This window comes from Streptomyces sp. NPDC017676, assembly GCF_044329325.1.
In the GTDB taxonomy this organism is placed as follows: Bacteria; Actinomycetota; Actinomycetes; order Streptomycetales; family Streptomycetaceae; genus Streptomyces.
This window is the reverse complement of record NZ_JBIRJA010000011.1, coordinates 16,829-37,348: the sequence shown is the minus strand read 5'-3', so window position 1 is coordinate 37,348 and position 20,520 is coordinate 16,829. Positions and strand designations below refer to the sequence as shown.

19 protein-coding genes and 1 pseudogene are annotated in these 20,520 nt (G+C 70.4%); 7 read left to right on the top strand and 13 right to left on the bottom strand.

Annotation, left to right across the window (positions count from 1 at the left end):
• Positions 1-8 precede the first annotated feature (8 nt).
• The 4 genes from ACH4LD_RS24205 to ACH4LD_RS24190 form a co-directional block, all read right to left on the bottom strand.
• Positions 9-464, bottom strand: coding sequence for an Lrp/AsnC family transcriptional regulator (locus tag ACH4LD_RS24205; protein WP_103812702.1), 456 nt, complete (start codon positions 462-464; stop codon positions 9-11).
• 57 nt (positions 465-521) lie between these two features.
• Positions 522-1,172: a UbiX family flavin prenyltransferase gene (locus ACH4LD_RS24200; protein ID WP_398056576.1), complete on the bottom strand. Its 651-nt coding sequence runs from the start codon at positions 1,170-1,172 to the stop codon at positions 522-524.
• Positions 1,173-1,251: 79 nt separating this feature from the next.
• Positions 1,252-2,154, bottom strand: coding sequence for a menaquinone biosynthesis prenyltransferase MqnP (gene mqnP, locus ACH4LD_RS24195; protein WP_132787116.1), 903 nt, complete (start codon positions 2,152-2,154; stop codon positions 1,252-1,254).
• On the bottom strand, positions 2,151-3,608 hold the full coding sequence (locus tag ACH4LD_RS24190) for a menaquinone biosynthesis decarboxylase (RefSeq protein ID WP_398056577.1): 1,458 nt from the start codon (positions 3,606-3,608) through the stop codon (positions 2,151-2,153). The genes mqnP and ACH4LD_RS24190 overlap by 4 nt, the downstream gene beginning before the upstream one ends.
• A gap of 84 nt (positions 3,609-3,692) precedes the next feature.
• On the opposite strand from ACH4LD_RS24190, the gene ACH4LD_RS24185 reads away from it, so the two are divergent.
• Complete coding sequence (locus tag ACH4LD_RS24185; RefSeq protein ID WP_398056578.1) at positions 3,693-4,655, top strand: isopenicillin N synthase family dioxygenase; 963 nt, start codon at positions 3,693-3,695, stop codon at positions 4,653-4,655.
• Between the two features lie 153 nt (positions 4,656-4,808).
• A complete protein-coding gene (locus ACH4LD_RS24180; protein ID WP_398056579.1) occupies positions 4,809-6,215 on the top strand; it encodes a condensation domain-containing protein in 1,407 nt (468 codons plus the stop codon).
• A gap of 4 nt (positions 6,216-6,219) precedes the next feature.
• Here ACH4LD_RS24180 and ACH4LD_RS24175 read toward each other — a convergent pair whose 3' ends face one another.
• From ACH4LD_RS24175 to hemL, 9 genes are all read right to left on the bottom strand, one after another.
• Positions 6,220-6,627: an SRPBCC domain-containing protein gene (locus ACH4LD_RS24175; protein ID WP_398056580.1), complete on the bottom strand. Its 408-nt coding sequence runs from the start codon at positions 6,625-6,627 to the stop codon at positions 6,220-6,222.
• A 39-nt stretch (positions 6,628-6,666) separates the two neighbouring features.
• The gene (locus ACH4LD_RS24170; RefSeq protein WP_398056581.1) at positions 6,667-7,608 is read right to left on the bottom strand and encodes a CU044_5270 family protein; all 942 of its coding nucleotides are present in this window, start codon (positions 7,606-7,608) and stop codon (positions 6,667-6,669) included.
• 297 nt (positions 7,609-7,905) lie between these two features.
• Entirely contained in the window at positions 7,906-9,006 is a 1,101-nt protein-coding gene (gene ccsB / locus ACH4LD_RS24165; protein WP_398056582.1) for a c-type cytochrome biogenesis protein CcsB, read from the bottom strand.
• Positions 9,003-10,712, bottom strand: a complete 1,710-nt coding sequence (locus ACH4LD_RS24160; RefSeq protein WP_398056583.1) for a cytochrome c biogenesis protein ResB — start codon at positions 10,710-10,712, stop codon at positions 9,003-9,005. The genes ccsB and ACH4LD_RS24160 overlap by 4 nt, the downstream gene beginning before the upstream one ends.
• A 3-nt stretch (positions 10,713-10,715) precedes the next feature.
• On the bottom strand, positions 10,716-11,489 hold the full coding sequence (locus ACH4LD_RS24155; protein WP_398056584.1) for a cytochrome c biogenesis CcdA family protein: 774 nt from the start codon (positions 11,487-11,489) through the stop codon (positions 10,716-10,718).
• 1 nt (position 11,490) lies between these two features.
• Positions 11,491-12,081, bottom strand: a complete 591-nt coding sequence (locus ACH4LD_RS24150; protein WP_181140420.1) for a TlpA disulfide reductase family protein — start codon at positions 12,079-12,081, stop codon at positions 11,491-11,493.
• 121 nt (positions 12,082-12,202) lie between these two features.
• Positions 12,203-13,507 (bottom strand): hypothetical protein, encoded by a 1,305-nt coding sequence (locus ACH4LD_RS24145; RefSeq protein ID WP_398056585.1) that lies wholly within the window; start codon positions 13,505-13,507, stop codon positions 12,203-12,205.
• Between the two features lie 151 nt (positions 13,508-13,658).
• Positions 13,659-14,357, bottom strand: coding sequence for a histidine phosphatase family protein (locus ACH4LD_RS24140; protein ID WP_132787134.1), 699 nt, complete (start codon positions 14,355-14,357; stop codon positions 13,659-13,661).
• Positions 14,354-15,673: a glutamate-1-semialdehyde 2,1-aminomutase gene (gene hemL, locus ACH4LD_RS24135; protein ID WP_132787136.1), complete on the bottom strand. Its 1,320-nt coding sequence runs from the start codon at positions 15,671-15,673 to the stop codon at positions 14,354-14,356. Before hemL ends, ACH4LD_RS24140 begins: the two co-directional genes overlap by 4 nt.
• A gap of 640 nt (positions 15,674-16,313) precedes the next feature.
• Between hemL and ACH4LD_RS24130 the strand changes: the two genes are divergently transcribed.
• The 5 genes and pseudogenes from ACH4LD_RS24130 (at position 16,314) to ACH4LD_RS24110 (ending at position 20,483) form a co-directional block, all read left to right on the top strand.
• The gene (locus tag ACH4LD_RS24130) at positions 16,314-16,751 is read left to right on the top strand and encodes a hypothetical protein (protein WP_003974483.1); all 438 of its coding nucleotides are present in this window, start codon (positions 16,314-16,316) and stop codon (positions 16,749-16,751) included.
• 14 nt (positions 16,752-16,765) lie between these two features.
• Positions 16,766-16,971, top strand: a pseudogene (locus tag ACH4LD_RS24125) (serine hydrolase); the annotation flags it as partial.
• Positions 16,972-17,507: 536 nt separating this feature from the next.
• Positions 17,508-18,488 (top strand): STAS domain-containing protein, encoded by a 981-nt coding sequence (locus tag ACH4LD_RS24120; RefSeq protein WP_398056586.1) that lies wholly within the window; start codon positions 17,508-17,510, stop codon positions 18,486-18,488.
• 159 nt (positions 18,489-18,647) lie between these two features.
• A complete protein-coding gene (locus ACH4LD_RS24115; RefSeq protein WP_398056587.1) occupies positions 18,648-19,160 on the top strand; it encodes a DUF5994 family protein in 513 nt (170 codons plus the stop codon).
• Between the two features lie 129 nt (positions 19,161-19,289).
• Positions 19,290-20,483 (top strand): PP2C family protein-serine/threonine phosphatase, encoded by a 1,194-nt coding sequence (locus tag ACH4LD_RS24110; RefSeq protein ID WP_398056588.1) that lies wholly within the window; start codon positions 19,290-19,292, stop codon positions 20,481-20,483.
• Positions 20,484-20,520 lie beyond the last annotated feature (37 nt).

Below are 20,520 nucleotides of genomic sequence, written 5' to 3'. Positions count from 1 at the left end.
CCGTATCCCTAGACCTCTTCCGGCAGTTCCCCGACCCGGTTCTCCCACTTGGTGGACAGCACGATCGTGGTACGGGTGCGGGAGACGCCCTTCGTCCCGCTGAGCCGGCGGATGGTCTTCTCCAGGCCGTCCACGTCGGTCGAGCGGACCTTGAGCATGAAGGAGTCGTCACCGGCGATGAACCAGCAGTCCTCGATCTCCGGCAGGTCCCGCAGCCGCTGGGCGACGTCCTCGTGGTCGGCGGCGTCGGAGAGCGAGATGCCGATCAGGGCGGTGACGCCGAGGCCGAGGGAGGCCGCGTCCACCGTGGCGCGGTAGCCGGTGATGACACCGGCCGCCTCCAGCCGGTTGATGCGGTCGGTGACGCTGGGGCCCGACAGGCCGACCAGGCGCCCCAGCTCCGCGTACGAGGCCCGGCCGTTCTCCCTCAGGGCCTGGATGAGCTGCCTGTCCACCGCGTCCATGCGATCGAAGCCTTCCGGTGAAAGTCCGTGGAGTGATGAGGGGTACTGCTGCTTGCCTTACGTGCCGGGAGTGCCGCCGCCCAGCTCGCCCTTCCAGCGCCGGTACAGGCCGTGCGCGACACCGGCCGCGTCCAGCACGCGGCCGGCGACGAAGTCCACCAGGTCCTGGATGTGGGTGGCGCCCGCGTAGAAGGCGGGCGAGGCCGGGACGACCGTGGCGCCGGCGTCGTCCAGTGCGACGAGGTGGCGCAGCGTCTGCCCGTTCAAGGGGGTCTCCCGTACGGCGACGACCAGCGTCCGGCGCTCTTTCAGTGTGACGCTCGCCGCGCGCTGGAGCAGATCCTTGGACAGGCCGAGCGCCACACCGGCCACCGAGGCGGTGGAGGCGGGCACGACGATCATGCCCTTCGCCGGGTACGACCCCGAGGACGGGCCGGCGGCGAGGTCGCCGGCGCTCCAGTACCGCACCCCGCTGATGTCCACGTCGAAGGTGCCGGGCTTGCCGTCGGCGCCACGGGCCAGCCATTCCCGCAGGTCGTCCTGCCAGTGCGCGTCCCGGAAGGAGATGCCCGTCTCGTCCAGCAGCGTCAGCCGCGAGGCCCGGCTGACCACGAGGTCCACCGTTTCCCCGGCCTCCAGCAGCGCCCGCAGCACGGCAGCCGCGTAGGGCGTCCCGGAAGCTCCGGACACCCCCACGATCCAAGGCACACGCTGCGTTTCTCCTGCGTTCACACCTTGAGCGTACCGGCGCGCCCGACCGCCCTCAGGCCGGGTGGTGCCGGGGCGCTCACACGGTCAGACCGCGTACGAGGAGATCGAGCAGCGCGCACACGAACAGGGCGATGCCGATGAAGCCGTTGACCGAGAAGAACGCCCTGTTCAGGCGGGACAGGTCGTGGGGCCGGACGATGGAGTGCTCGTAGAGGAAGGCGCCCGCGACGACCAGCAGGCCCAGCCAGAAGAACGCTCCGGCGTGGGTGGCCAGGCCGTACCAGACGAACAGGGCCGTGGTGAGGGTGTGGCAGACCCGGGCGCCCCAGATCGCGGCGGGGATGCCGAAGCGGGCCGGGACCGACATCACGCCGATCTCGCGGTCGGTCTCGACGTCCTGGCAGGCGTAGATCAGGTCGAAGCCGCCGATCCAGACGCCCACGGCGAGGCCGAGGATCACCGCCGTCCAGGACCACTCGCCGCTGATGGCCAGCCAGCCGCCGATGGGGCCCATGGACTGTGCGAGACCCAGGATGGCCTGCGGGAAGTTCGTGAACCGCTTCCCGTAGGGGTAGACCACCATCGGGATCACCGCCACCGGCGCGAGCGCCAGGCAGAGGGGGTTCAGCAGGGCCGCCGCGCCCAGGAAGACCACCAGGGCGATCAGGGCGCCCGTCCAGGCGTGCCTGACCGACATCGCGCCGGTGACGAGCTCGCGGTGGGCGGTGCGCGGGTTCCGGGCGTCGATCTCGCGGTCGATGATCCGGTTGACCGCCATCGCGAAGGTGCGCAGGCCGACCATGCAGATGGTGACCAGGAGCAGACGGCCCCAGTGGATGTTCCGGTCCCACTCGTACATCGCCGTGAGGGAGGCGATGTAGGCGAAGGGGAGCGCGAAGACCGAGTGCTCGATCATCACCAGGCGCAGGAACGCCTTGGTGCGGCCGGGCTGGGGGATGGCGGCAGAGGCCGACGTCACAGTCCGTACTCCTTCCAGCGGCGGTCCACCAGGGCCGCCGTATCCGGGTCCGACAGGACCATGTCGGGCCAGCCGCCGTCGCGGGTGTAGCCCTCCTCGGGCCACTTGCGCGTCGCGTCGATGCCCGCCTTGCCGCCCCAGAACTGCTGGTAGGAGGCGTGGTCCAGGTGGTCGACGGGGCCCTCCACGACCGTGAGGTCACGGGCGTAGTCGGTGTTGCCGAGGGCCCGCCAGGCGACCTCGTGCAGGTCGTGCACGTCGCAGTCGGCGTCCACGACCACGATCAGCTTGGTCAGGGACATCATGTGCGCCCCCCAGATCGCGTGCATCACCTTCTGCGCGTGCTTCGGGTACTTCTTGTCGATCGAGACGATCGCGCAGTTGTGGAAGCCGCCGGCCTCGGGCAGGTGGTAATCCACGATGTCCGGGACGATGATCTTGAGCAGGGGCAGGAAGAAGCGTTCCGTGGCGCGGCCGAGCGGGCCGTCCTCCGTCGGGGGGCGGCCGACGACGATCGACTGGAGCAGGGGGCGCCTGCGCATCGTCACGCAGTCGATCCTCAGGGCCGGGAAGGGTTCCTGCGGGGTGTAGAAGCCGGTGTGGTCGCCGAAGGGGCCCTCGGGCAGCATCTCGCCGGGCTCCAGCCAGCCCTCCAGGACCACCTCCGCGTTGGCCGGGACCTGGAGCGGGACCGTCTTGCAGTCGACCATCTCGATCCGCTTGCCCGCGAGGAACCCGGCGAAGAGGTATTCGTCGATGTCGCCAGGGAGGGGGGCGGTGGAGGCGTACGTCACGGCGGGCGGGCAGCCGAAGGCGATGGCCACCGGGAGCCGCTCGCCCCGGCGCGCGGCCACCTGGTAGTGGTTCCGGCTGTCCTTGTGGATCTGCCAGTGCATGCCGATGGTGCGCTTGTCGTGCCGCTGGAGGCGGTACAGACCCAGGTTCCGGATGCCGGTCTCGGGGTCCTTGGTGTGGGTCAGGCCCAGGTTGAAGAAGGAGCCGCCGTCCTTCGGCCAGGTGAACAGCGCCGGGAGCCGCTCCAGGTCGACGTCGTCGCCCCGGAGGACGACCTCCTGCACCGGAGCGTTGTCGGGCTTCACCTTCTTCGGCGGGACGTGGGCCATCGCGCCCAGCTTGCCGAAGGCCTCGCGGACGCCGACGAAGCCGTGCGGCAGCTCGGGCCGCAGCAGGCCGCCGATCTTGTCGGAGATCTCGCCGTACGACTTCAGGCCCAGCGCCTTCAGCAGCCGGCGGTCGGTGCCGTACACGTTCATGGCGAGGGGCATGTCCGAGCCGCGCACGTTCTCGAAGAGCAGCGCCGGGCCGCCGGACTTCTGCACCCGGTCGACGATCTCCCCGACTTCCAGGTACGGGTCGACCTCGGCCTTGATGCGCTTGAGGTCGCCCTCGCGCTCCAGCGCCCGCAGGAGGGAGCGAAGATCGTCGTAAGCCATGTGCCCAAGTATCGCCGACGTACCGCTTTGTCCCTGCGGCCACCCCCATGAAGGCGGGTCCGCGCGGCGCCGAGGAGTGCCAACATGGCTGGTGTGATTCCCACCATCGATCTGCGGATCTGGACCGAGGGGGACGCGATGCGGCGGGCCGTGCTCGCCCGCACCGTCGACCAGGCCCTGCAGTCCGCCGGCTTCCTGCTGGTCACCGGGCACGGCGTGGACCCCGCGCTGCGGGCCGGGATCCGGTCGGCCGCCCGGCTGTTCTTCCTGCTGCCCGCGGAGGTCAAGCAGCGCTACGCGGCGAGGGTCGGCGGGCGCGGCTGGCTCGGGCCGGGTGCCGAGGCCAACGGGTACGCGGAGGGCACCGAGACCCCGCCGGACCTGAAGGAGTCGCTGACCTTCGCCACCGCCGAGCCGTTCGAGGACCCGGTCGTCAACGCGGAGTGGTACAAGCCCAACGTGTGGCCGGCGGAGGTGCCCGCGCTGCGTTCGCTGTGCGAGGAGTACCTGGGCCGGATGGTCGCGCTGGAGAAGGAGCTGCTGGCCCTGCTGGCGTGCGCGCTGGGGCTCGGCGCCGACTTCTTCACCCGGCACATGGACCATCCGACGTACGGCTTCAACATCAACTGGTACCCGGGGACGGAGGTCGTCGGCGCGCCGGCGCCCGGCCAGTTCCGGATCGGGCCGCACACCGACTTCGGGACCGTCACCATCCTCGACCGGCAGGCGGGCAAGGGCGGGCTCCAGGTGTACACCGACGCGGACGGCTGGCAGGACGCGCCGTACGACCCGGCCGCGTTCACGGTCAACATCGGTGATCTGCTGGCCCGTTGGACCGGTGACCGGTGGCGGTCCGGGCGGCACCGGGTGCTGCCGCCGCCCGTCGACGCGCCCGCCGAGGAGCTGATCTCGCTCGTCTACTTCGGCGAGTGCACCCCGGGCACGCTGGTGGAGTCCCTTCCGGCGCCGGTGGGCCGGGTGGTGTACCCGCCCGTCGACTCGCACGTGTACCTCCGCGAGAAGCTGGACTCGATCACCGTCGAGTGAACCCCCGACCGGTCACCGACGGTTATTCACTTCCGCGTTCGGCTCGCCACCCGTTCCGTTGAAATGAACCGGCCGGGCATGTCCCGCCCGCGTCCCACGGCATTGGCTTCCAGGGGGCCCGTATCCAGGGGCCCCTTCTGCGATGGGAGACGCGTGCGAATCACTGACATCCAGCGCTGCGAGATCCGGCCGGGACGGCTCGTCGAGTGGACGTTGAGCCCGGCGACCGTCGCGGCGGCGACGGCGCTCCCGGAGGACTCCCGGCCGCCCGCCTACATCCAGGAGTCGCACATCAGGACGGCCAAGTCCGTCCGGGAGGACGGGCTCTTCGTGCCGACCTGGCTCGGCACCGCGTTCGACCTGCCCGGCCCGGTCGACCTCGACGTGCTGGAGCGGGCGCTGCGGGCCTGGACCGTACGGCACGAGACGCTGCGCAGCGGCTTCCGCTGGGCCGGCGACGAACTACGCCGGTTCACGCTCGACGCGGCCGACGTGTCCCTGCGCCGGGCGGAGGCGGGCGACTTCCCCGACGCCGGCGACCTCGTCCGCCACCTCCAGGAGCGCTTCGACACGGTCGCGGACGCGCTGCGCTGGCCCAACCTGATCTACACGGCGGTCGTCCGGGACGACGGCGCGAGCGTCTACATGGCCTTCGACCACAGCAACGTCGACGCCTACTCCCTGCACCGGCTGGTCGCCGAGATCCACGAGCTGTACGCGGCGGGCCTGACCGGCGTCGAACCGGACTCCGCCACGCCCGCCGCGAGTTACGTCGACTTCTGCGAGATCGAGCGCGCGGACGCGGACGGCATCGACGGCCGGCACGCGTTCGTGGACCGCTGGCGGGAGTTCATCCACCGCTGCGACGGCACGCTGCCGGGCTTTCCCGTGGACCTGGGCCTGACCCCGGGCGGCCCGCTGCCCACGCAGCGGATGCTGTGCGAGCCGCTGGCGGACGCGGACGCGGCGGCGGCGTTCGAGGCGTACTGCAGGCCGTACGGCGGCAGCCTGGTCGGGCTGCTGGCCGCGACCGGGCTGATCGTGCACGAACTCGGCGGGCAGCCGGTGTACCGGACGGTGGTGCCCTTCCACACCCGGGTGAAGTCGCGGTGGACGGACTCGGTGGGCTGGTACGTGGGCGGCGCCCCGATCGAGGTGCCCGTGGGCCGCACCCGTGGCTTCCCGGACGCCCTGCGGGCGGTCCGTGCCGAACTCCAGGCGAACCGGTCGCTGGCCCGGATGCCGCTGGCCCGGGTGCTGCGCCTGCTCGGCGCGGACTTCCGGCCGACCTCCCCGGACCTGTACTCGATCGTGTCGTACGTCGACGCCCGCGCCATCCCGGGCGCCGAGCGGTGGGCGGAGCTGAAGGCGTACGGGCTGATGCGGGTGTCGTACGGCGACCAGGTGTGCGTGTGGGTGAACCGGCTGCCCGACGGGCTCTGGCTGGCGAGCCGGTACCCGGACACGGACGTCGCGGCGAAGAACATGCGGCTGTACGTCGAGCGGCTGCGGGACCGGATCGCCTCGGTGGCCCACGACAGCCTGCCCGCGGTCTCCTAGAGGCTCAGCCCCGCCCCGGCTCCAGCGCCTCGATCAGGCGTTCGAAGCGGCTCCGCCAGCGCTGTTCCGTCTCCTCCTCGCCCTGGAACTCATGGGTGAAGCGGAGCACGCTGCCGTCCTCCCCGTCCCGCTCCAGATGGAACCGGAGCCGGCCGCCGCCCCCGACCGTGTACTCCGCCATCCGGTCCACGTCCCACGCGGTGACCTGCCCGTCGCCCAGGTCGCGCAGGGTGACCGCGCCGCCGAGCCGGGGTTCGAGCACGTCGGCGGCGGTGAACCAGGACGCCAGCCCCTCGGGCGTGGCCAGCGCGGCCCAGACCTCCTCCATGCGCCGGGGGAGCCGCACCACGAAGTGCAGGATGTGCGTGTTCCCGTGCGTCTGGCTGGTGCCTTGTGCGATGGAACCGCTCATGGAACCAGCCTGCCCCCGGGCCCGGGGATGCGCACGTGGTCACGGCCGCTCCCCCGGGCGGTCCACGACCGCCCGGCGCAGCACCGCCGTGTCGCTGGTGACCTGCCCCTTCTTCCTACCCGTGTAGTCCTCGGTGGCCACACTGCGCTCACCCAGGAACTCATGGGTCCTCCGGTCGAAGATCCACTCGTCGCGGGTCGGGTTGTCGGGGTCCTTGCGGGCGATGGCGACGCCGTGCCGGCCGGCCGCGTCGACGGCGTCCGGCACGACGGTCACACCGGGGATCCGGGCCACCGCCCGGTACAGCGCGGCGCTCCGCCGCGGGGGCACGATCGCGTCCTGTAGCAGATCGCCGACCAGCACGAACATGGCCTGGTTCGGTTCCTGCCCGGTGTACTTCGGCGCGGTCTTCCGCAGCCAGGTGTACATCGCGCCGGCGTCGGCGGGTAGCTTCTCCACGTGCCGGTAGAACGCGGAGACCTCCCAGCGGGGGCCGCCGGGCCTGAGGTCGGGTTCGATCACCATGGGCTTGCTGCCGGCCTCCCGGAGCAGGCCGTTGTGCCGGCCGTCGACGGACATCCAGACCTCTCGCCGGTGCAGCGGCTGGACGGTCGTCGTCTCGTCGGAGGTCTTGGAGTACGACACCTTGCTGTCCACGTAGACGAACTGGTCGTCGCGGACGGTGCCGTAGGCGGTGTCGTGCTCGGCGGCCAGCGCGATGTCCTCCAGCAGCGCCACCGTCGCCCTGCTCGGCGGCCGCGTGCTCGCGCCGCCGCCGGCGGAGGAGGACGGCAGGACGACGAAAGTGACGGCCGCGACCGTCGCCACGGCCGCGGCGGCCAGCGCCGGACGCAGCCACTTCCTGCGCCGCGGCGCGGACTGTTCGCCGGTGCGCCGGATCTCGGTCATCAGATGCTCCTTGCGGAGTCGGTCACGGGCCGGCGGAAGGTCGTGGTCCGGGAACTCCGGAAGCTGGGTCATCGGCGTGCCTCCCTCTGGGGCCCGACCGCGGTGCCGCGGTCACCTCCCGGCTCGGCCCCGCAAGCCCAACGGCGCTACACCGCTTCCGTCGGCGGGGCCGGGACGCGCTCGGCGTGCCCGTCGGCACCGTTCGTTCGCGGCTCTCCCGCGCTCGGACGAAACTCGCAAAGCATCTCGAAACCCCGGAACTCCCCGAGTCCCGCGGACAGATGATGTCCACGCCCTGTTGCCTGTCCGCACGGCGAAGGCCGGTTCCCGTGACCCGTGTCACAGGAACCGGCCTTCCGGTCACGGCGGTCACACGCCCGCGTAGGAGTGCTTGCCGGTGACGAAGATGTTGACGCCGTAGTAGTTGAACAGCCAGCAGCCGAAGGCGATCAGCGCCAGGTAGGCGGCCTTGCGGCCCTTCCAGCCGGCCGTGGCCCGGGCGTGCAGGTAACAGGCGTAGGCGATCCAGGTGATGAAGGACCAGGTCTCCTTCGGGTCCCAGTTCCAGTACCGGCCCCAGGCGTCGCCCGCCCAGATCGCGCCCGCGATGATCGTGAACGTCCACAGCGGGAAGACGGCCGCGTTGACCCGGTAGGCGAACTTGTCCAGGGACGCGGAGGCGGGCAGCCGCTCCAGCACCGAGGAGGCGAACTTCCCGGGCTTGCCGCCGAGCTGGAGCTTGTTCTCGTACGAGTCCTTGCACAGGTACAGGATCGTGGCGACCGCGCCGACGTAGAACACGGCACCGCAGAAGATGGCGGTGGAGACGTGGATGTACAGCCAGTACGAGTGCAGGGCCGGCACGAGCTGGTCGCTGGCCGTGTACAGGACGGTGACCGCGAGGCCCAGGTCCAGCAGGACCGTCGTGACGAGGAACAGGCCGAGCCAGCGCACGTTCTTCTTCAGGGCCAGCAGCGCCAGGTACACGCCGACGGCGACCGTGGAGAAGGTGATGTTGAACTCGTACATGTTGCCCCACGGCGCCCGCTCCACGGAGGCCGCGCGGGCGACGACGCCGCCCAGCTCCACCAGGAACGCGAGCACGGTGAGGGAGATGGCGATCCGGCCGTAGAGGTCGCCCTGCTCGTCACCGCCGTGCGCGCCGGGCCCGTCCGGCACGTCCCGCGCGCCGGACGCCGAGCGGACGACGACCTTCGGCCGTTCCAGCACGGCGGTGCCGCCGGCCCGCTTCACGGTGAGGGCGGGCCCGTCCGCCCTCCGCTCGCTGTCGGCGGTGAGCGCGGCGGCCGTACGGGCGACCTTGCTGCGGCTGCCGAACAGCCACTCGGCGATGTAGGCGAAGAAGGCCAGGGTGTAGACCGCCATCGACGAGTAGATCAGCGTGTTGCTGATGCTCGCGAGGTGTTCGTTGGTCGCGGCGGCGAGATCGGTTGCGGCGGCGAGAGTCACTTCTCAGCCCCTTCGGCAGGTACGACTTGGGGGTCGGGGGTTGCTGCGGAGTCGTCGTCGGGGTCGGGTGCCCCCGGCGCCTGGTCGTAGAGGATTCCGGCTAGGTCGCCCAGTTCCTCGGGCACCTTCGCGGACTCGCTGCGGCCGAGCCCGGCCATCTCGACCACCGTGACGCCGTCGGCACCGCGCACCGCGCGCACCCAGACCCGGCGGCGCTGGATGAACAGGGAGGCGGCCAGGCCGAAGATCGCGGCGAGGGCACCGGTGAGCGCCCAGCCGCCGCCCGGCTCCTGGACGATCTCGAAGCCGGCCCACTCCTTGATGTCCTTCTCGAAGGTGATGGAGCCGGCGCCGCCCGGCAGCGCCATGGTGTCGCCCGGCTTCAGCAGCTTCTTCAACAGCTGGCCCTTGGCGTCCTTGAACGCCGTCATGTGCTTCTTGTCCAGCTGGTACACGCTCTGCGGGATGCCCGAGTTCACGCCCAGGTCGCCGTGGTAGGCGTTCACCGCGAGCACCGGGTTCAGCAGGGCCGGGAACTGCGAGAGCATTGTCCCGCTCCGCGTGTCGAGCGTCGGCGCGAAGAACGCCTGGAAGCCGAGCTGCTCCTTCTTGCCCTGGGGGTCGCGGTAGCCGTCCATCACCTTAACCACGCCGTTGGAGCTGACGTTGCCGTCGAGCGGCAGCAGCGGTACGGCGTCGTGGTAGACGACCTCGCCCTTGCCGTCGCGGACCGTGATGACGGGCGCGTAGCCGTGGCTGACCAGGTAGACCTTGGCGTCGTCGATCTTCAGCGGCTCGTTGACCTTGACGGTCGTCGACCGCTCCTTGCCGTAGGCGCCCTTGCTGTAGGTGATCTTCGCCTCGTAGGTGCGCGGGGTGCCCCGGTTGGGGCCGCTGACCTCGTAGGTGCCCTTGAAGTCCTTCAGGTCGAAGCTGAACGGCACGAGGTCGTCGTTGCGGAACAGGCTGCCGGACTTGAAGTCGTCGTACATCGGCAGCGCGTTGGAGAAGCCGTCGCCCTCCACCATCAGCTTGGTGCCGTCGGACTTGTAGAGCTGGCCCGAGGCGAAGGCGACCAGCAGCACGATCAGGGCGATGTGGAAGACCAGGTTGCCCAGCTCGCGCACATAGCCCTTCTCGGCGGCCACGGCGTCACCGACGACGTGGGCACGGAAGCGGCGCTTCTTCAGCAGCGCGAGCGCGGCCTCACGGACCCGCTCGGGGTCCTCGGTGGTGCGCCAGGTGGTGTGGGCGGGCAGCCGGTTCAGCCGCTTGGGCGCCCCCGGCGGACGGCCGCGCAACTGGCCGACGAACTGCCAGGTGCGCGGGACGATGCAGCCGATGAGGGAGACGAACAGCAGGATGTAGATCGCGGAGAACCACACCGAGCTGTAGACGTGGAACAGGCCGAGCTTGTCGTAGACGGGCGCCAGCGTCTTGTGGGCGGCGCGGAAGTCCTCGACCTTGCTCGCGTCGGCGCCGGTCTGCGGGATCAGCGAGCCGGGGATCGCGCCGAGCGAGAGCAGCAGGAGCAGCAGCAGCGCGACCCGCATGGAGGTCAGCTGCCGCCAGAACCAGCGCGCCCAGCCGATGACGCCGAGGCCGGGCAGGCTCGTCTGCTCCTCCTGCGGCGCGGTGGACAGCTGGGAGCCGGCCGCTCCCAGCTCCTCCCGGTCCTGGCTCGTGTCGGTGTCGGTCTTGCTCATCGGTCAGATCCCCACATTGAAGCCGCCGGACCAGGTCTGCATCTGCTGCACCAGACTGTTCCAGGCGCCGGTCAGCAGCAGCACACCGGTCACGATCATCATCGAGCCGCCGATGCGCGTCACCCACACATAGTGGCGCTTGACCCAGGCGAAGGCGCCGAGGGCCTTGCGGAAGCCGATCGCGGTGAGCACGAACGGCACGCCGAGGCCGAGGCAGTAGACGACCATCAGCAGCGAGCCGCGGGCCGCGCTCGACTCCTGGAAGGAGAGGAAGTTCACCGAGGAGAGCGTCGGGCCCATGCAGGGCGTCCAGCCGACGCCGAAGAGGGCGCCGAGCACGGGCGCGCCCAGCAGCCCGCCCGTCGGCCGCTTGTGGAAGCGGAACTCGCGCATGGTGAACCAGGGCAGGAGCCCCATGAAGAAGACGCCCATGGCGATCATGAGCACGCCGAGCACCTTGGACAGGGTGCCCTGGTAGTCGATCAGGTTGGCGCCGAAGTAGCCGAAGAGCGCACCGCCGGAGACGAACACGGCGCTGAAGCCGAGCACGAACAGGGAGGCGCCGGCCACCATCCGCCCCCGTCTGGCCTCGGCCAGGTCGGTGCCCGCGACGCCGGTCACGTAGGAGAGGTAACCGGGGACCAGCGGCAGCACACAGGGCGAGAAGAAGGAGACGAGCCCGGCGAGCAGCGCGATCGGCAGGGCGATCAGCAGGGCGCCGTGCAGGACCGTCTCGTTCCGGCCCGTCTCCGCGGCCAGCGTCAGCAGCGCGCTCACGTCACTTCTCCGCGAGGACCGGCTTGAGCATCTTCAGCAGGCCCGTGTCGTCGAGCGCCTCCAGGGCCCGCGCGGCGACCTTGCCGTGCCGGTCGATGACGAGCGTGGAGGGGATGAGCTGCGGGTTGAGGGTGCCCTTCTCGAAGCGGAGCATCAGCTTGCCCGTGGGGTCGTACAGGCTCGGGTACTCGACGCCGTGCTCCTTCTCGAAGTTCACGGCCGGGGTGGTGCTGGTGTCCCGGGTGTTGATGCCGACGAACTGGACGCCCTTGTCCTGGTACTCCTTGGAGACCTTGGCGAAGTACTGCGCCTCCTCGCGGCACGGTCCGCACCACGAGCCCCAGACGTTGACGACGACGACCTTGCCCTTGTAGTCGGCGACGTCCAGGGTCTTGCCGTCGATGGTCCTGCCCGACAGGTCCGGGGCCGTGGCGCGCTTGCCGGCCGGGACGGTGTCGATGCCGTTGTTGCCGGTGACGAAGTGGGTGTCGCCACCGCCTCCGGAGGTGCCGCCCTTGCCGCACGCGGACAGGGACAAGGCCGCGGCGGCGGCCACGGCGCTGAGCAGGACGGCGCGGCTACGGGTACTCATGTGAAAAGTTTCGCATGCCTGTTCCGGGGATCTTGCGCACCCCCCTGCCGGGCGGAAAACCGCATTTCAGGGCGTATTTACACGGGACATTTCGGGCACCTGCCCCCGATCGGGCGCCGACTCAGACGGCGTCGGAGGAGGCGGACCCGCCACCCCGCAGGAACTCCTTCCAGCCGCCCGCCGGCCGCTGCCCGACCTCCAGCGTCCGCAGCTTGGCGAGCACCTCGGGCTTCTGCGCGTCCATCCAGTCCACGAACTGCCGGAAGGAGACCAGCCGTACGTCCGCGCCCTTCTCCTTCTCGCGCGCGATGTGCTTGAAGGCCTCCTCGACCGAGTCCATGTAGATGCCGCCGTTCCACTGCTCGAAGTGGTTGCCGACGAAGAACGGCGCCCGGTTCGTCTCGTACGCCCGCTGGAAACCCTGGATGTACGCCTGCGCGGACTGCTTGCGCCAGCCGGGGTAGTTGTAGGCGGGCGCCTTGGTGGAGTTCAGGGACTGGTTGGCGAGCATGTTGTAGTCCATGGACAGGACCTCGAAGGAACGTCCGGGGAAAGGTATCTGCTGCAACGGCAGGTCCCAGATCCCCAGCTTCTTCCCCGGCCACACCTGACGGCCGCCCGGCGAGGAGGCGTCGTAGCGCCAGCCCAGCTTCCGGGCGGTGGGCAGCAGGTTGTCCTGGCCGAGCAGACAGGGCGTACGACCGCCGACCAGCTCCTTGTCGTAGTCGAACGGCAGCGACGGCAGATCGGTCCAGCCGGTGTTGGTCCGCCACTCCTTCACGAACGCCTTGGCCTGCCGGATCTCGCTCTCCCACTGCTGCGGGGTCCAGTTGCCGACCGTGCCGGTGCCGGCGCAGAAGTGCCCGTTGAAGTGGGTGCCGATCTCATGCCCCTCCAGCCAGGCCCGGCGCACGTTCGTCAGCGTGGCCTTGATGTGGTCGTCGGCGAGGTAGCCGATGTCGGAGGCGCCGCGCGGGTTGTTCGGCGGCTCGTACAGCCGCTTCTTGGACTCGGGCAGCAGGTACAGCCCCGAGAGGAAGAAGGTCATGGACGCGCCGTGTTCCTCGGCCAGGTCCAAAAAGCGCGGGAAGAGCCCGTTGCCGACCTCGCCGGCGCCGTCCCAGGAGAAGATCACGAACTGGGGCGGGGTCTGGCCCGGCTCCAGCGGCTCGGGCTTGGCCGGCTGGTGCGGCTGCCTGCCGGTGAACGAGGTGGAGCCGTCACCGATGGGCCGCGCCGGATGCGCGGTGCTCCCCTTCCCGTCCCCGTGCCCCCGCCCGGGCTTGCCCTGGCCGGAACCGTTCGGGTGGCCGCCGCCGTCCGAGGACGTGAGGCTCCCGCAGCCGGCGAGCGAGGCGGCGGCCGCCGCCCCCGCGCCGAGGCCGAGCATTCCCCGCCGGGAGAAGGTCCGGGAGAAGGTGGGCATGGAGATCCCCGATTCGTCGCTGCCTGCTGGACACCCAGTCAGAGGGCAGGACGATCGGGGAGGTTCCGCAGATTCTTATGATTTTCGTAACGACAACCGTGAAAGTGCGCTAAGCGACACCAAACGGACCGTCAGTGACGGCTGATGCCGCTCAGGCGCCGAAGGCCTTCCCCTGGGCGGTGCCCTTCCCCTTCTGGGGCTTGGCGCCGGCGCGCAGATGGACCGGGACCAGATCGATGGCGGGCTCGCTGTAGCCCACGGACACGATCTTGTCACCCAGGTATGTGAAAGTCGTCAGGGAGGCGAGCGTGCACTGCCGCTTGCGCGGGTCGTGCCACAGCCGCCGCCGCTCGACGTACGAGCGCACGATCCAGATCGGCAGCTGATGGCTGACCAGCACCGCCTCGTGCCCCCGCGCCCGGTCCTTGGCCGCGTTCAGCGCGCCCATCATCCGCACGACCTGGTCCACGTACGGCTCGCCCCAGGACGGCCGGAACGGGTTGACGAGGTGCTTCCAGTTGTCCGGATTGCGCAGCGCGCCGTCACCGACGCCGAACGTCTTGCCCTGGAAGACGTTCTCGGCCTCGATCAGCCGCTCGTCGGTGTCGAGATCCAGCCCGTGCGCCTTGGCGATCGGCGTGGCCGTCTCCTGCGCCCGCTCCAGCGGGGAGGCGCAGACATAGGTGACGTCCCGGGGGGCGAGGTGCTCGGCGACCCGCTCGGCCATCTGCCGGCCCAGCTCGGACAGGTGGTAGCCGGGCAGCCGCCCGTACAGGACCCCGTCCGGGTTCGCGACCTCGCCGTGCCGCATCAGGTGGACGACGGTGACGTCCTTGGTGCTGTCGCTCATTCTGCCGTGGCCTCCGCAGCCGCCCGGGCCGCCGCCGGAAGGGCGTCGGCGATCTTCTGAAGGGCCCGCTCGTCGTGGGCCGTGGACACGAACCAGGACTCGAAGGACGACGGCGGCAGATAGACGCCGTTCGCCAGCATCGAGTGGAAGAACGCGGTGAAACGGTACGACTGCTGCCGCTTGGCGTCCTCGTAGTCGCGCACCTGCCGGTCCGTGAAGAACACGGAGAACATGTTGGAGGCGGTCTGCACCCGGTGCGCGACGCCCTCCTTCGACAGCGCCTCGCTGACGAGCGTCCGGATCTGCTCGGAGACGGCATCGACCTTGTCGTAGGCGGCGTCGTCGAGCAGCCGCAGCTGGGCGAGACCGGCGGCGGTGGCGACGGGGTTGCCGGAGAGAGTGCCGGCCTGGTACACGGGCCCGGCGGGGGCGAGGTGGGCCATCACGTCGGCACGCCCGCCGAACGCGGCGGCCGGGAAGCCACCGCCCATGACCTTGCCGAAGGTCATCAGGTCGGGCGCGACGCCCTCGACGCCGTACCACCCGGCGCGGCTGGTGCGGAAGCCGGTCATCACCTCGTCGGAGATGAACAGGGCGCCGTTCCTCCGGCAGGAGTCCTTCAGGGCCTGGTTGAAGCCGGGGTCCGGCGGCACGACGCCCATGTTGCCCGGCGACGCCTCGGTGATCACACAGGCGATCTCACCGGGGTGCCGGTGGAAGGCCTCCTGCACGGCCTCCAGGTCGTTGTACGGCAGCACGATCGTGTCGCCGGCCTGGGCACCGGTGACACCGGGCGTGTCGGGCAGCGCGAAGGTGGCGACCCCGCTGCCGGCCGCGGCGAGCAGCGAGTCGACGTGCCCGTGGTAGCAACCGGCGAACTTGATCACCTTGGACCGCCGGGTGAACCCCCGGGCCAGCCGGATGGCGGACATGGTCGCCTCGGTCCCGCTGCTGACCAGCCGCACCTGCTCGACGGGCTCCACCCGGGCGACGATCTCCTCGGCGAGCGCGACCTCGCCCTCGCCGGGCGTGCCGAAGGACGTACCGCGGGCCACGGCCTCCTGGACGGCGGCGATGACCTCGGGGTGCGCGTGCCCGAGGATCATGGGCCCCCAGGAGCACACGAGGTCGACGTACTCGCGCCCGTCGGCGTCGGTCAGGTAGGCCCCCTTGCCCGACACCATGAACCGGGGCGTGCCGCCGACGGCGCGGAAGGCGCGCACCGGGGAGTTCACACCGCCCGGGGTGACGACGGAGGCACGGTCGAAGAGCGCCTGTGAGACGGGCGCTTCGTAGGGATAGGGCGTTTCGCTCATGGCACTCATGACGTGCGACTACTCCGGCTTCTCGGACTCCGGTTGCGGGGTGACCTCCTCAGGGTAGGCCGAAGGCGGTGCCGAGCCCCGGCCGGACCGCGGTCGACGCCGGGATCGACCGCGGTCCGCGAGGCCGGTCGGGCGCGGCGGGGCGGGATTCGGACGCGGCGGGTCCCCAAGATCACAGCGGTGCCATCCCTCATCTGCGAGACTGAGACCTGATACACAAAGCCCATACGCACGTACTCATCAGGGGCCGGATGATCAGGGCCGGGAATCCCCCGCGTGGACAGTTGTTCCACCGCACGTTTCGGCGGGCGGCCGTGGGGGAGGTCACTGACACGATGATCGGGTTGCGCGGCGGGGGCCACGCGTCCTAGAAAAGCAGTCGGGTGGAGATATGCATCGCGGTGGCGGACTGGGCGAGGGGACTGATGACCTGGGTCCTCGACGTGCCCGGCGGGGAAGGCACCGGCGCGACGCGGAGGAAACGACCGAGACACGTCAGACCGACGCACGACAGACACAGGGTGTACCGAGTGAGCCCGAGCGGTACGACCGGCAGATCGACCGGGATCTCGACCGCCGGCTCGACCAGCGGGCCGACCGCCTCCGGGCGGGGAGCAGGAATGGTGGTCGGGTGGGGGTGACGTACAAATACTTCGGCGCGCCGGACGGCGCGACCGCGGCCCGCGTCCCCATCTCGATGCGTCCCGAAGAACTCGGCGGCGACGAGCTGGGCATGAACGGCATGTTCACCAAGATCAAGCCGGAGACCATGGCCGCGATGGTGCTGACCGGCATCGAGGGCGTCCCCCTGCACAAGGTCCCACCCCTGGAACTGGTCGTCCTGCACCCCGACTACGCGGTCGTCAAACTCCCCATGACGGTCGTCGACCCCCTCCGCGGCATCGGCGAGGAAGCGGTCGGCGCGGCGGCCTTCATCTGGTCGACGGTCCCCGACCGGGGTGGGCCGCGGGACGCGTTCAACGTGTACCAGTTGCTGCACGAGTGGCAGGACTTCAGCCATCGGTTGCATGAGGCGGGGCATCAGCCGTACTGCCTGGTGTGGCCCTGAGCTGGGGTTTCTCGGGGCCGGCTCGCGGCCTGTTCTGGCATCCGGCTCCCGGCACCACTGCCGAGGAGGAGGTCTGGATCCACTACGGATTCACCGGCACAGGCATGTGGATCTCCCCCACCGGCGGCCGGTGGGCGGTGCTTTTGACCAACAAGCTCTACTGTTCCCCGGCCGCGAACCGCTGAACGGCGTCCGCAACGCCTTCCGAAAGCTGGCTTTCGCTCAGGGGCCATCCTTCTGGCGTGGGACGTTTCGCTCGGATGGGTTCGGAGACCCGGTGAGCGGAGGTCGCGTCGCGTGCGGGTTCGGAAGTGAGCTGGCATTCAATTCGTCCACCCGCACTGCCGTCCGGCTTCGATCGCGGGCGGCAGCGCTGTGCTGTGTTCAGGGCACTGTGCCGCGGCCAGTGCTGGTCCAGAGCCGGCGCGCATCCTGTGGCACCTGCCGCGGCAGGGCAGGGGCGGGATGGCGCCCCTGCCCTTACCCCGCCGGCCCTCCGCTGTGAGGTGCGCGTCCTTCGACGCAGCCGCTTCCGGTTGCGGCAGACGTACGGTTGAAGTACCGAGGGCATCACGCACTCCGGCTCCCACGCCGGGTCGTCCTCGGCGAGAGACGAGTGAATCCGGGCCGCCCCCGTGGTCGGCGCGGAGACGGGTCGGCACCATGTCCGCCGCGGTCGAAGCAACTCAGCGAGCTCATCACGGCAGGAGTCGCGCGGATCGCCCGCGCAGGTCCGCCACCCCGCCGAGGAGAGACGTGGTGGCCCTTTCCCGGCTGGACATCCATCGGCGGAACCGAGGAGAGCGCACGCTCGTCACGCTTGCCGGCGACATCGGGCCGGCCACCACGCCGCTGCTGCGGGCCGCAGTGGAGCAGTGTCTGCTGGACGGCGTCACCGAGATCGACATCGACCTGACCACGGTCGGCTCCTGCGACGCCAGGGGCTTGGACGTCCTCCTGTCGGCAGCACGGCGCGCCGGCCGGGTCCACGCTCACCTGCGACTGCACCATCCGTGCGCTCAGATCGCCCGGCTCCTCGATGCCACCGCGGAATCGACTTCGCTGCTCCTCACGGCCCCCGTGAGTCCCGTGCCGCCCACCGCATCCAGCGACCTCGTGAGTACCGCGACGCGGGCACCCGAAGACCCCGCTCGTCGGCCGGACCAGCCGGTCCTCAGGGACGGTATCCGCCTTCGCCGGCTGACCCGCCGGCAGGCAGAAGACATGCGCGAGGACATCGCCGACCTGGCTGCGGAGTCCGTCGCGGGCACCGTCGGAGAGGCATACCACGACCGCGACGACTTCCTGCACCGCTTGGCGGTCACCGCCCACCGCCCCGGCTTCGCCCTGCTGGTCGCCGAGACGACGGTGCTGGTCGGTTGCGCCTTCGGTTTTCCGGTGGGCTCTGACGGCTCCGACGGCCGGCAGAGCGGCGGAACGCTCCAGGAGATCATCCAGCGGCTCACTTCCCGGGCACGGTTCGTCGTCCTCACCCAGGTCGTGGCCCATCCGCACGCTCAACGCCGCGACATCGCCCGCCGGCTGCAACAGCGTCTGCTCACAGACCTGCGCTCCTCCCTCGGGGTCACCCTGCTGCATCCTGCCGACCGGGCCGGACAAGCCGCCTTCTCGTCCTGGGGCTGGCAGATCATGGGTGAGGTCGTCGGGCTGCCCGGCCCCGTCGCCCCCTGCGTGCTGACCTTGTCCGTCGAAGGACAGCCCTTGGCACGCCGGTGATGCGGCAGTGCGATAGTTGCGAGCCACACCGCCTGCCACAGCCGGGAGTAATCTGAGACATACCGAGAACTTCCGGGCGCACAATGACGGTGGCGCCGTTCCCGGCGAGCGACAGACACGGGCAGCCGGAAACCGCACGGCCCGGAACGGGATCGCACGATGAACGCCATCACAAAGCCCGCCGAGGGTACGGCACCAGGTGACGGACACTCCTATCGCATGCCCTTGCCCCGGCTGCGCCTCACGCCGGACGTCAGCCATGGCCCGCTGGACGGCGCATGGTGGCCGCGCTGCGACGCACTGGAACTGGAGCTGCCCGTACTGGTCGGCTCCTTGGATCCGGGCATCGGCACCGTCACCCGCGTGACCGTGGGGACGGCCGCCTGGCCCGATGCCCCGCGGGAGGTGATGGCACCCGGCCACGTGATCGAGGTGGTGCTGACCGATTCCGCCGCCGAGGCGCATGCCATCACCGTGGACTGCGGCACCGTGGGGCGTTGGGAACTGCTGGTGATCCCCCCGGACGAGCCGGCCCGAGTGGCCACCCGGCTGCTGACCGCTGCTGCCGACCCCGCGAACCCACTGCCGGCTCCGCGCCTGCTGGCGCTCGCCGAGAGCGGCCTCGACGGACAGGACGCATGGGAGTCGGAAGGAGGAGCCGGACCCAGGTGAGCAGCCCGGCCGGCTACGCCCGACCGGCGGGCCGGGCATCCACGACCGCATGATGGAGCCATGGCACCGACAGATCCGTTGTCATCCCGGCCCGCCCCCGCCCGAAGCGTGACCGCGGAAGGTGAGGGGATGGCGGCAGGACGGCGCCCGGACCGGTCCGAGAGCCTCGGGGAAGCGCTCCTCGGGAAGATCCTCGACAGCGCGCACGAACTCCCGCCGCATCTCATCGGGCCCCTGGTCGCCGACGTGGTGGACCGGCTCGGTGGCCGCCGTCCGCAGGTGCTGTTGCAGGACTACGGCCAGTTGGTGCTCGTACCGCTGCCCGGTGAGGGACTCACCGGCGGGGAACCCCAGGTGATCGACGACTCCGAGGCGGGCCGCTGCTTTCTCGACGCCGTCCCTGTCGAGGTGCCCCAGGAGGACGGCGTCCGGGTCCATCTGCCCCTGCTGGACGGCGGTGACCAGGTGGGGGTCATGGCGGTGACGCTGGACAGCGTCGATGACGACGACCGCCGCCTGCTGCTCAGAATCTCCGGCCTGGTGGCCGACCTTCTGGTGACCAAGCACGGCTATTCCGACCTGTTCTTCGACGTCCGACGCGATGAGGGGATGAGCGTCGCCGCGGAGATCCAGTGGTCCCTGCTGCCACCGCTGGCCATGATCATGCCCCGGGTCGCCGTCGCCGGGATCCTGGAACCCGCCTACGACGTGGGCGGCGACAGCTTCGACTACGCGCTGAACGGCGACGTCCTCCACGTGGTCATGATCGACGCGATGGGGCACGGACTGGACGCGGCCACGATGGCCACCGTGGCCATCGGCGCCTACCGCCACGCCCGCCGCGCCGGCATCGGACTGCCGGAGATCTACGCGTTCATGGACCGCGCCGTGGCCGAGCAGTTCGGTCCCGAGCACTTCGTCACCGCGCAGATGCTGCAGCTGGACACGACGACGGGACGAGTGCAGTGGGTCAACGCCGGACACCCGCCGCCGATCCTCGTCCGCGACCACCGCGTCGCACAGCGTCTGGTCGCCCCGCCGACCCTTCCCGTCGGCCTGGGCGGTTCGGAGCCTCGGGTGAGCGAACTGGGGCTGGTGCCCGGGGACCGAGTCCTCTGCTTCACCGACGGAGTGGTCGAGGAACACAAGAGCGGCGGGGAGGAGTTCGGGGAGGACCAGCTGATCGACTGTGTGAACCATCTGGAGAGGACCGGCCGCGGCATCCGGGCGGTGACGCGCTCCCTGTCCCACACACTCAAACGGGCGCGGGGCGGACATACCAGCGACGACGCGACGCTGCTCATGGTGGAGTGGCGCGGCTGACCTCTCGTCCCCTCCGTCCCTCACCGTTGCACGGCGG

Bases quoted from the DNA above. Each gene is read 5' to 3' on its own strand.
- ACH4LD_RS24110 (WP_398056588.1), top strand. From the start codon at position 19,290: ATGGCGGCAGGACGGCGCCCGGACCGGTCCGAGAGCCTCGGGGAAGCG.
- ACH4LD_RS24190 (WP_398056577.1), bottom strand. From the start codon at position 3,608: ATGGCTTACGACGATCTTCGCTCCCTCCTGCGGGCGCTGGAGCGCGAG.
- ACH4LD_RS24140 (WP_132787134.1), bottom strand. From the start codon at position 14,357: ATGAGCGACAGCACCAAGGACGTCACCGTCGTCCACCTGATGCGGCAC.
- ACH4LD_RS24170 (WP_398056581.1), bottom strand. From the start codon at position 7,608: ATGACCCAGCTTCCGGAGTTCCCGGACCACGACCTTCCGCCGGCCCGT.
- ACH4LD_RS24150 (WP_181140420.1), bottom strand. From the start codon at position 12,081: ATGAGTACCCGTAGCCGCGCCGTCCTGCTCAGCGCCGTGGCCGCCGCC.
- hemL (WP_132787136.1), bottom strand. From the start codon at position 15,673: ATGAGCGAAACGCCCTATCCCTACGAAGCGCCCGTCTCACAGGCGCTC.
- ACH4LD_RS24145 (WP_398056585.1), bottom strand. From the start codon at position 13,507: ATGCCCACCTTCTCCCGGACCTTCTCCCGGCGGGGAATGCTCGGCCTC.
- ACH4LD_RS24160 (WP_398056583.1), bottom strand. From the start codon at position 10,712: ATGAGCAAGACCGACACCGACACGAGCCAGGACCGGGAGGAGCTGGGA.
- ACH4LD_RS24205 (WP_103812702.1), bottom strand. From the start codon at position 464: ATGGACGCGGTGGACAGGCAGCTCATCCAGGCCCTGAGGGAGAACGGC.
- ACH4LD_RS24175 (WP_398056580.1), bottom strand. From the start codon at position 6,627: ATGAGCGGTTCCATCGCACAAGGCACCAGCCAGACGCACGGGAACACG.
- ACH4LD_RS24115 (WP_398056587.1), top strand. From the start codon at position 18,648: ATGAACGCCATCACAAAGCCCGCCGAGGGTACGGCACCAGGTGACGGA.
- ACH4LD_RS24185 (WP_398056578.1), top strand. From the start codon at position 3,693: ATGGCTGGTGTGATTCCCACCATCGATCTGCGGATCTGGACCGAGGGG.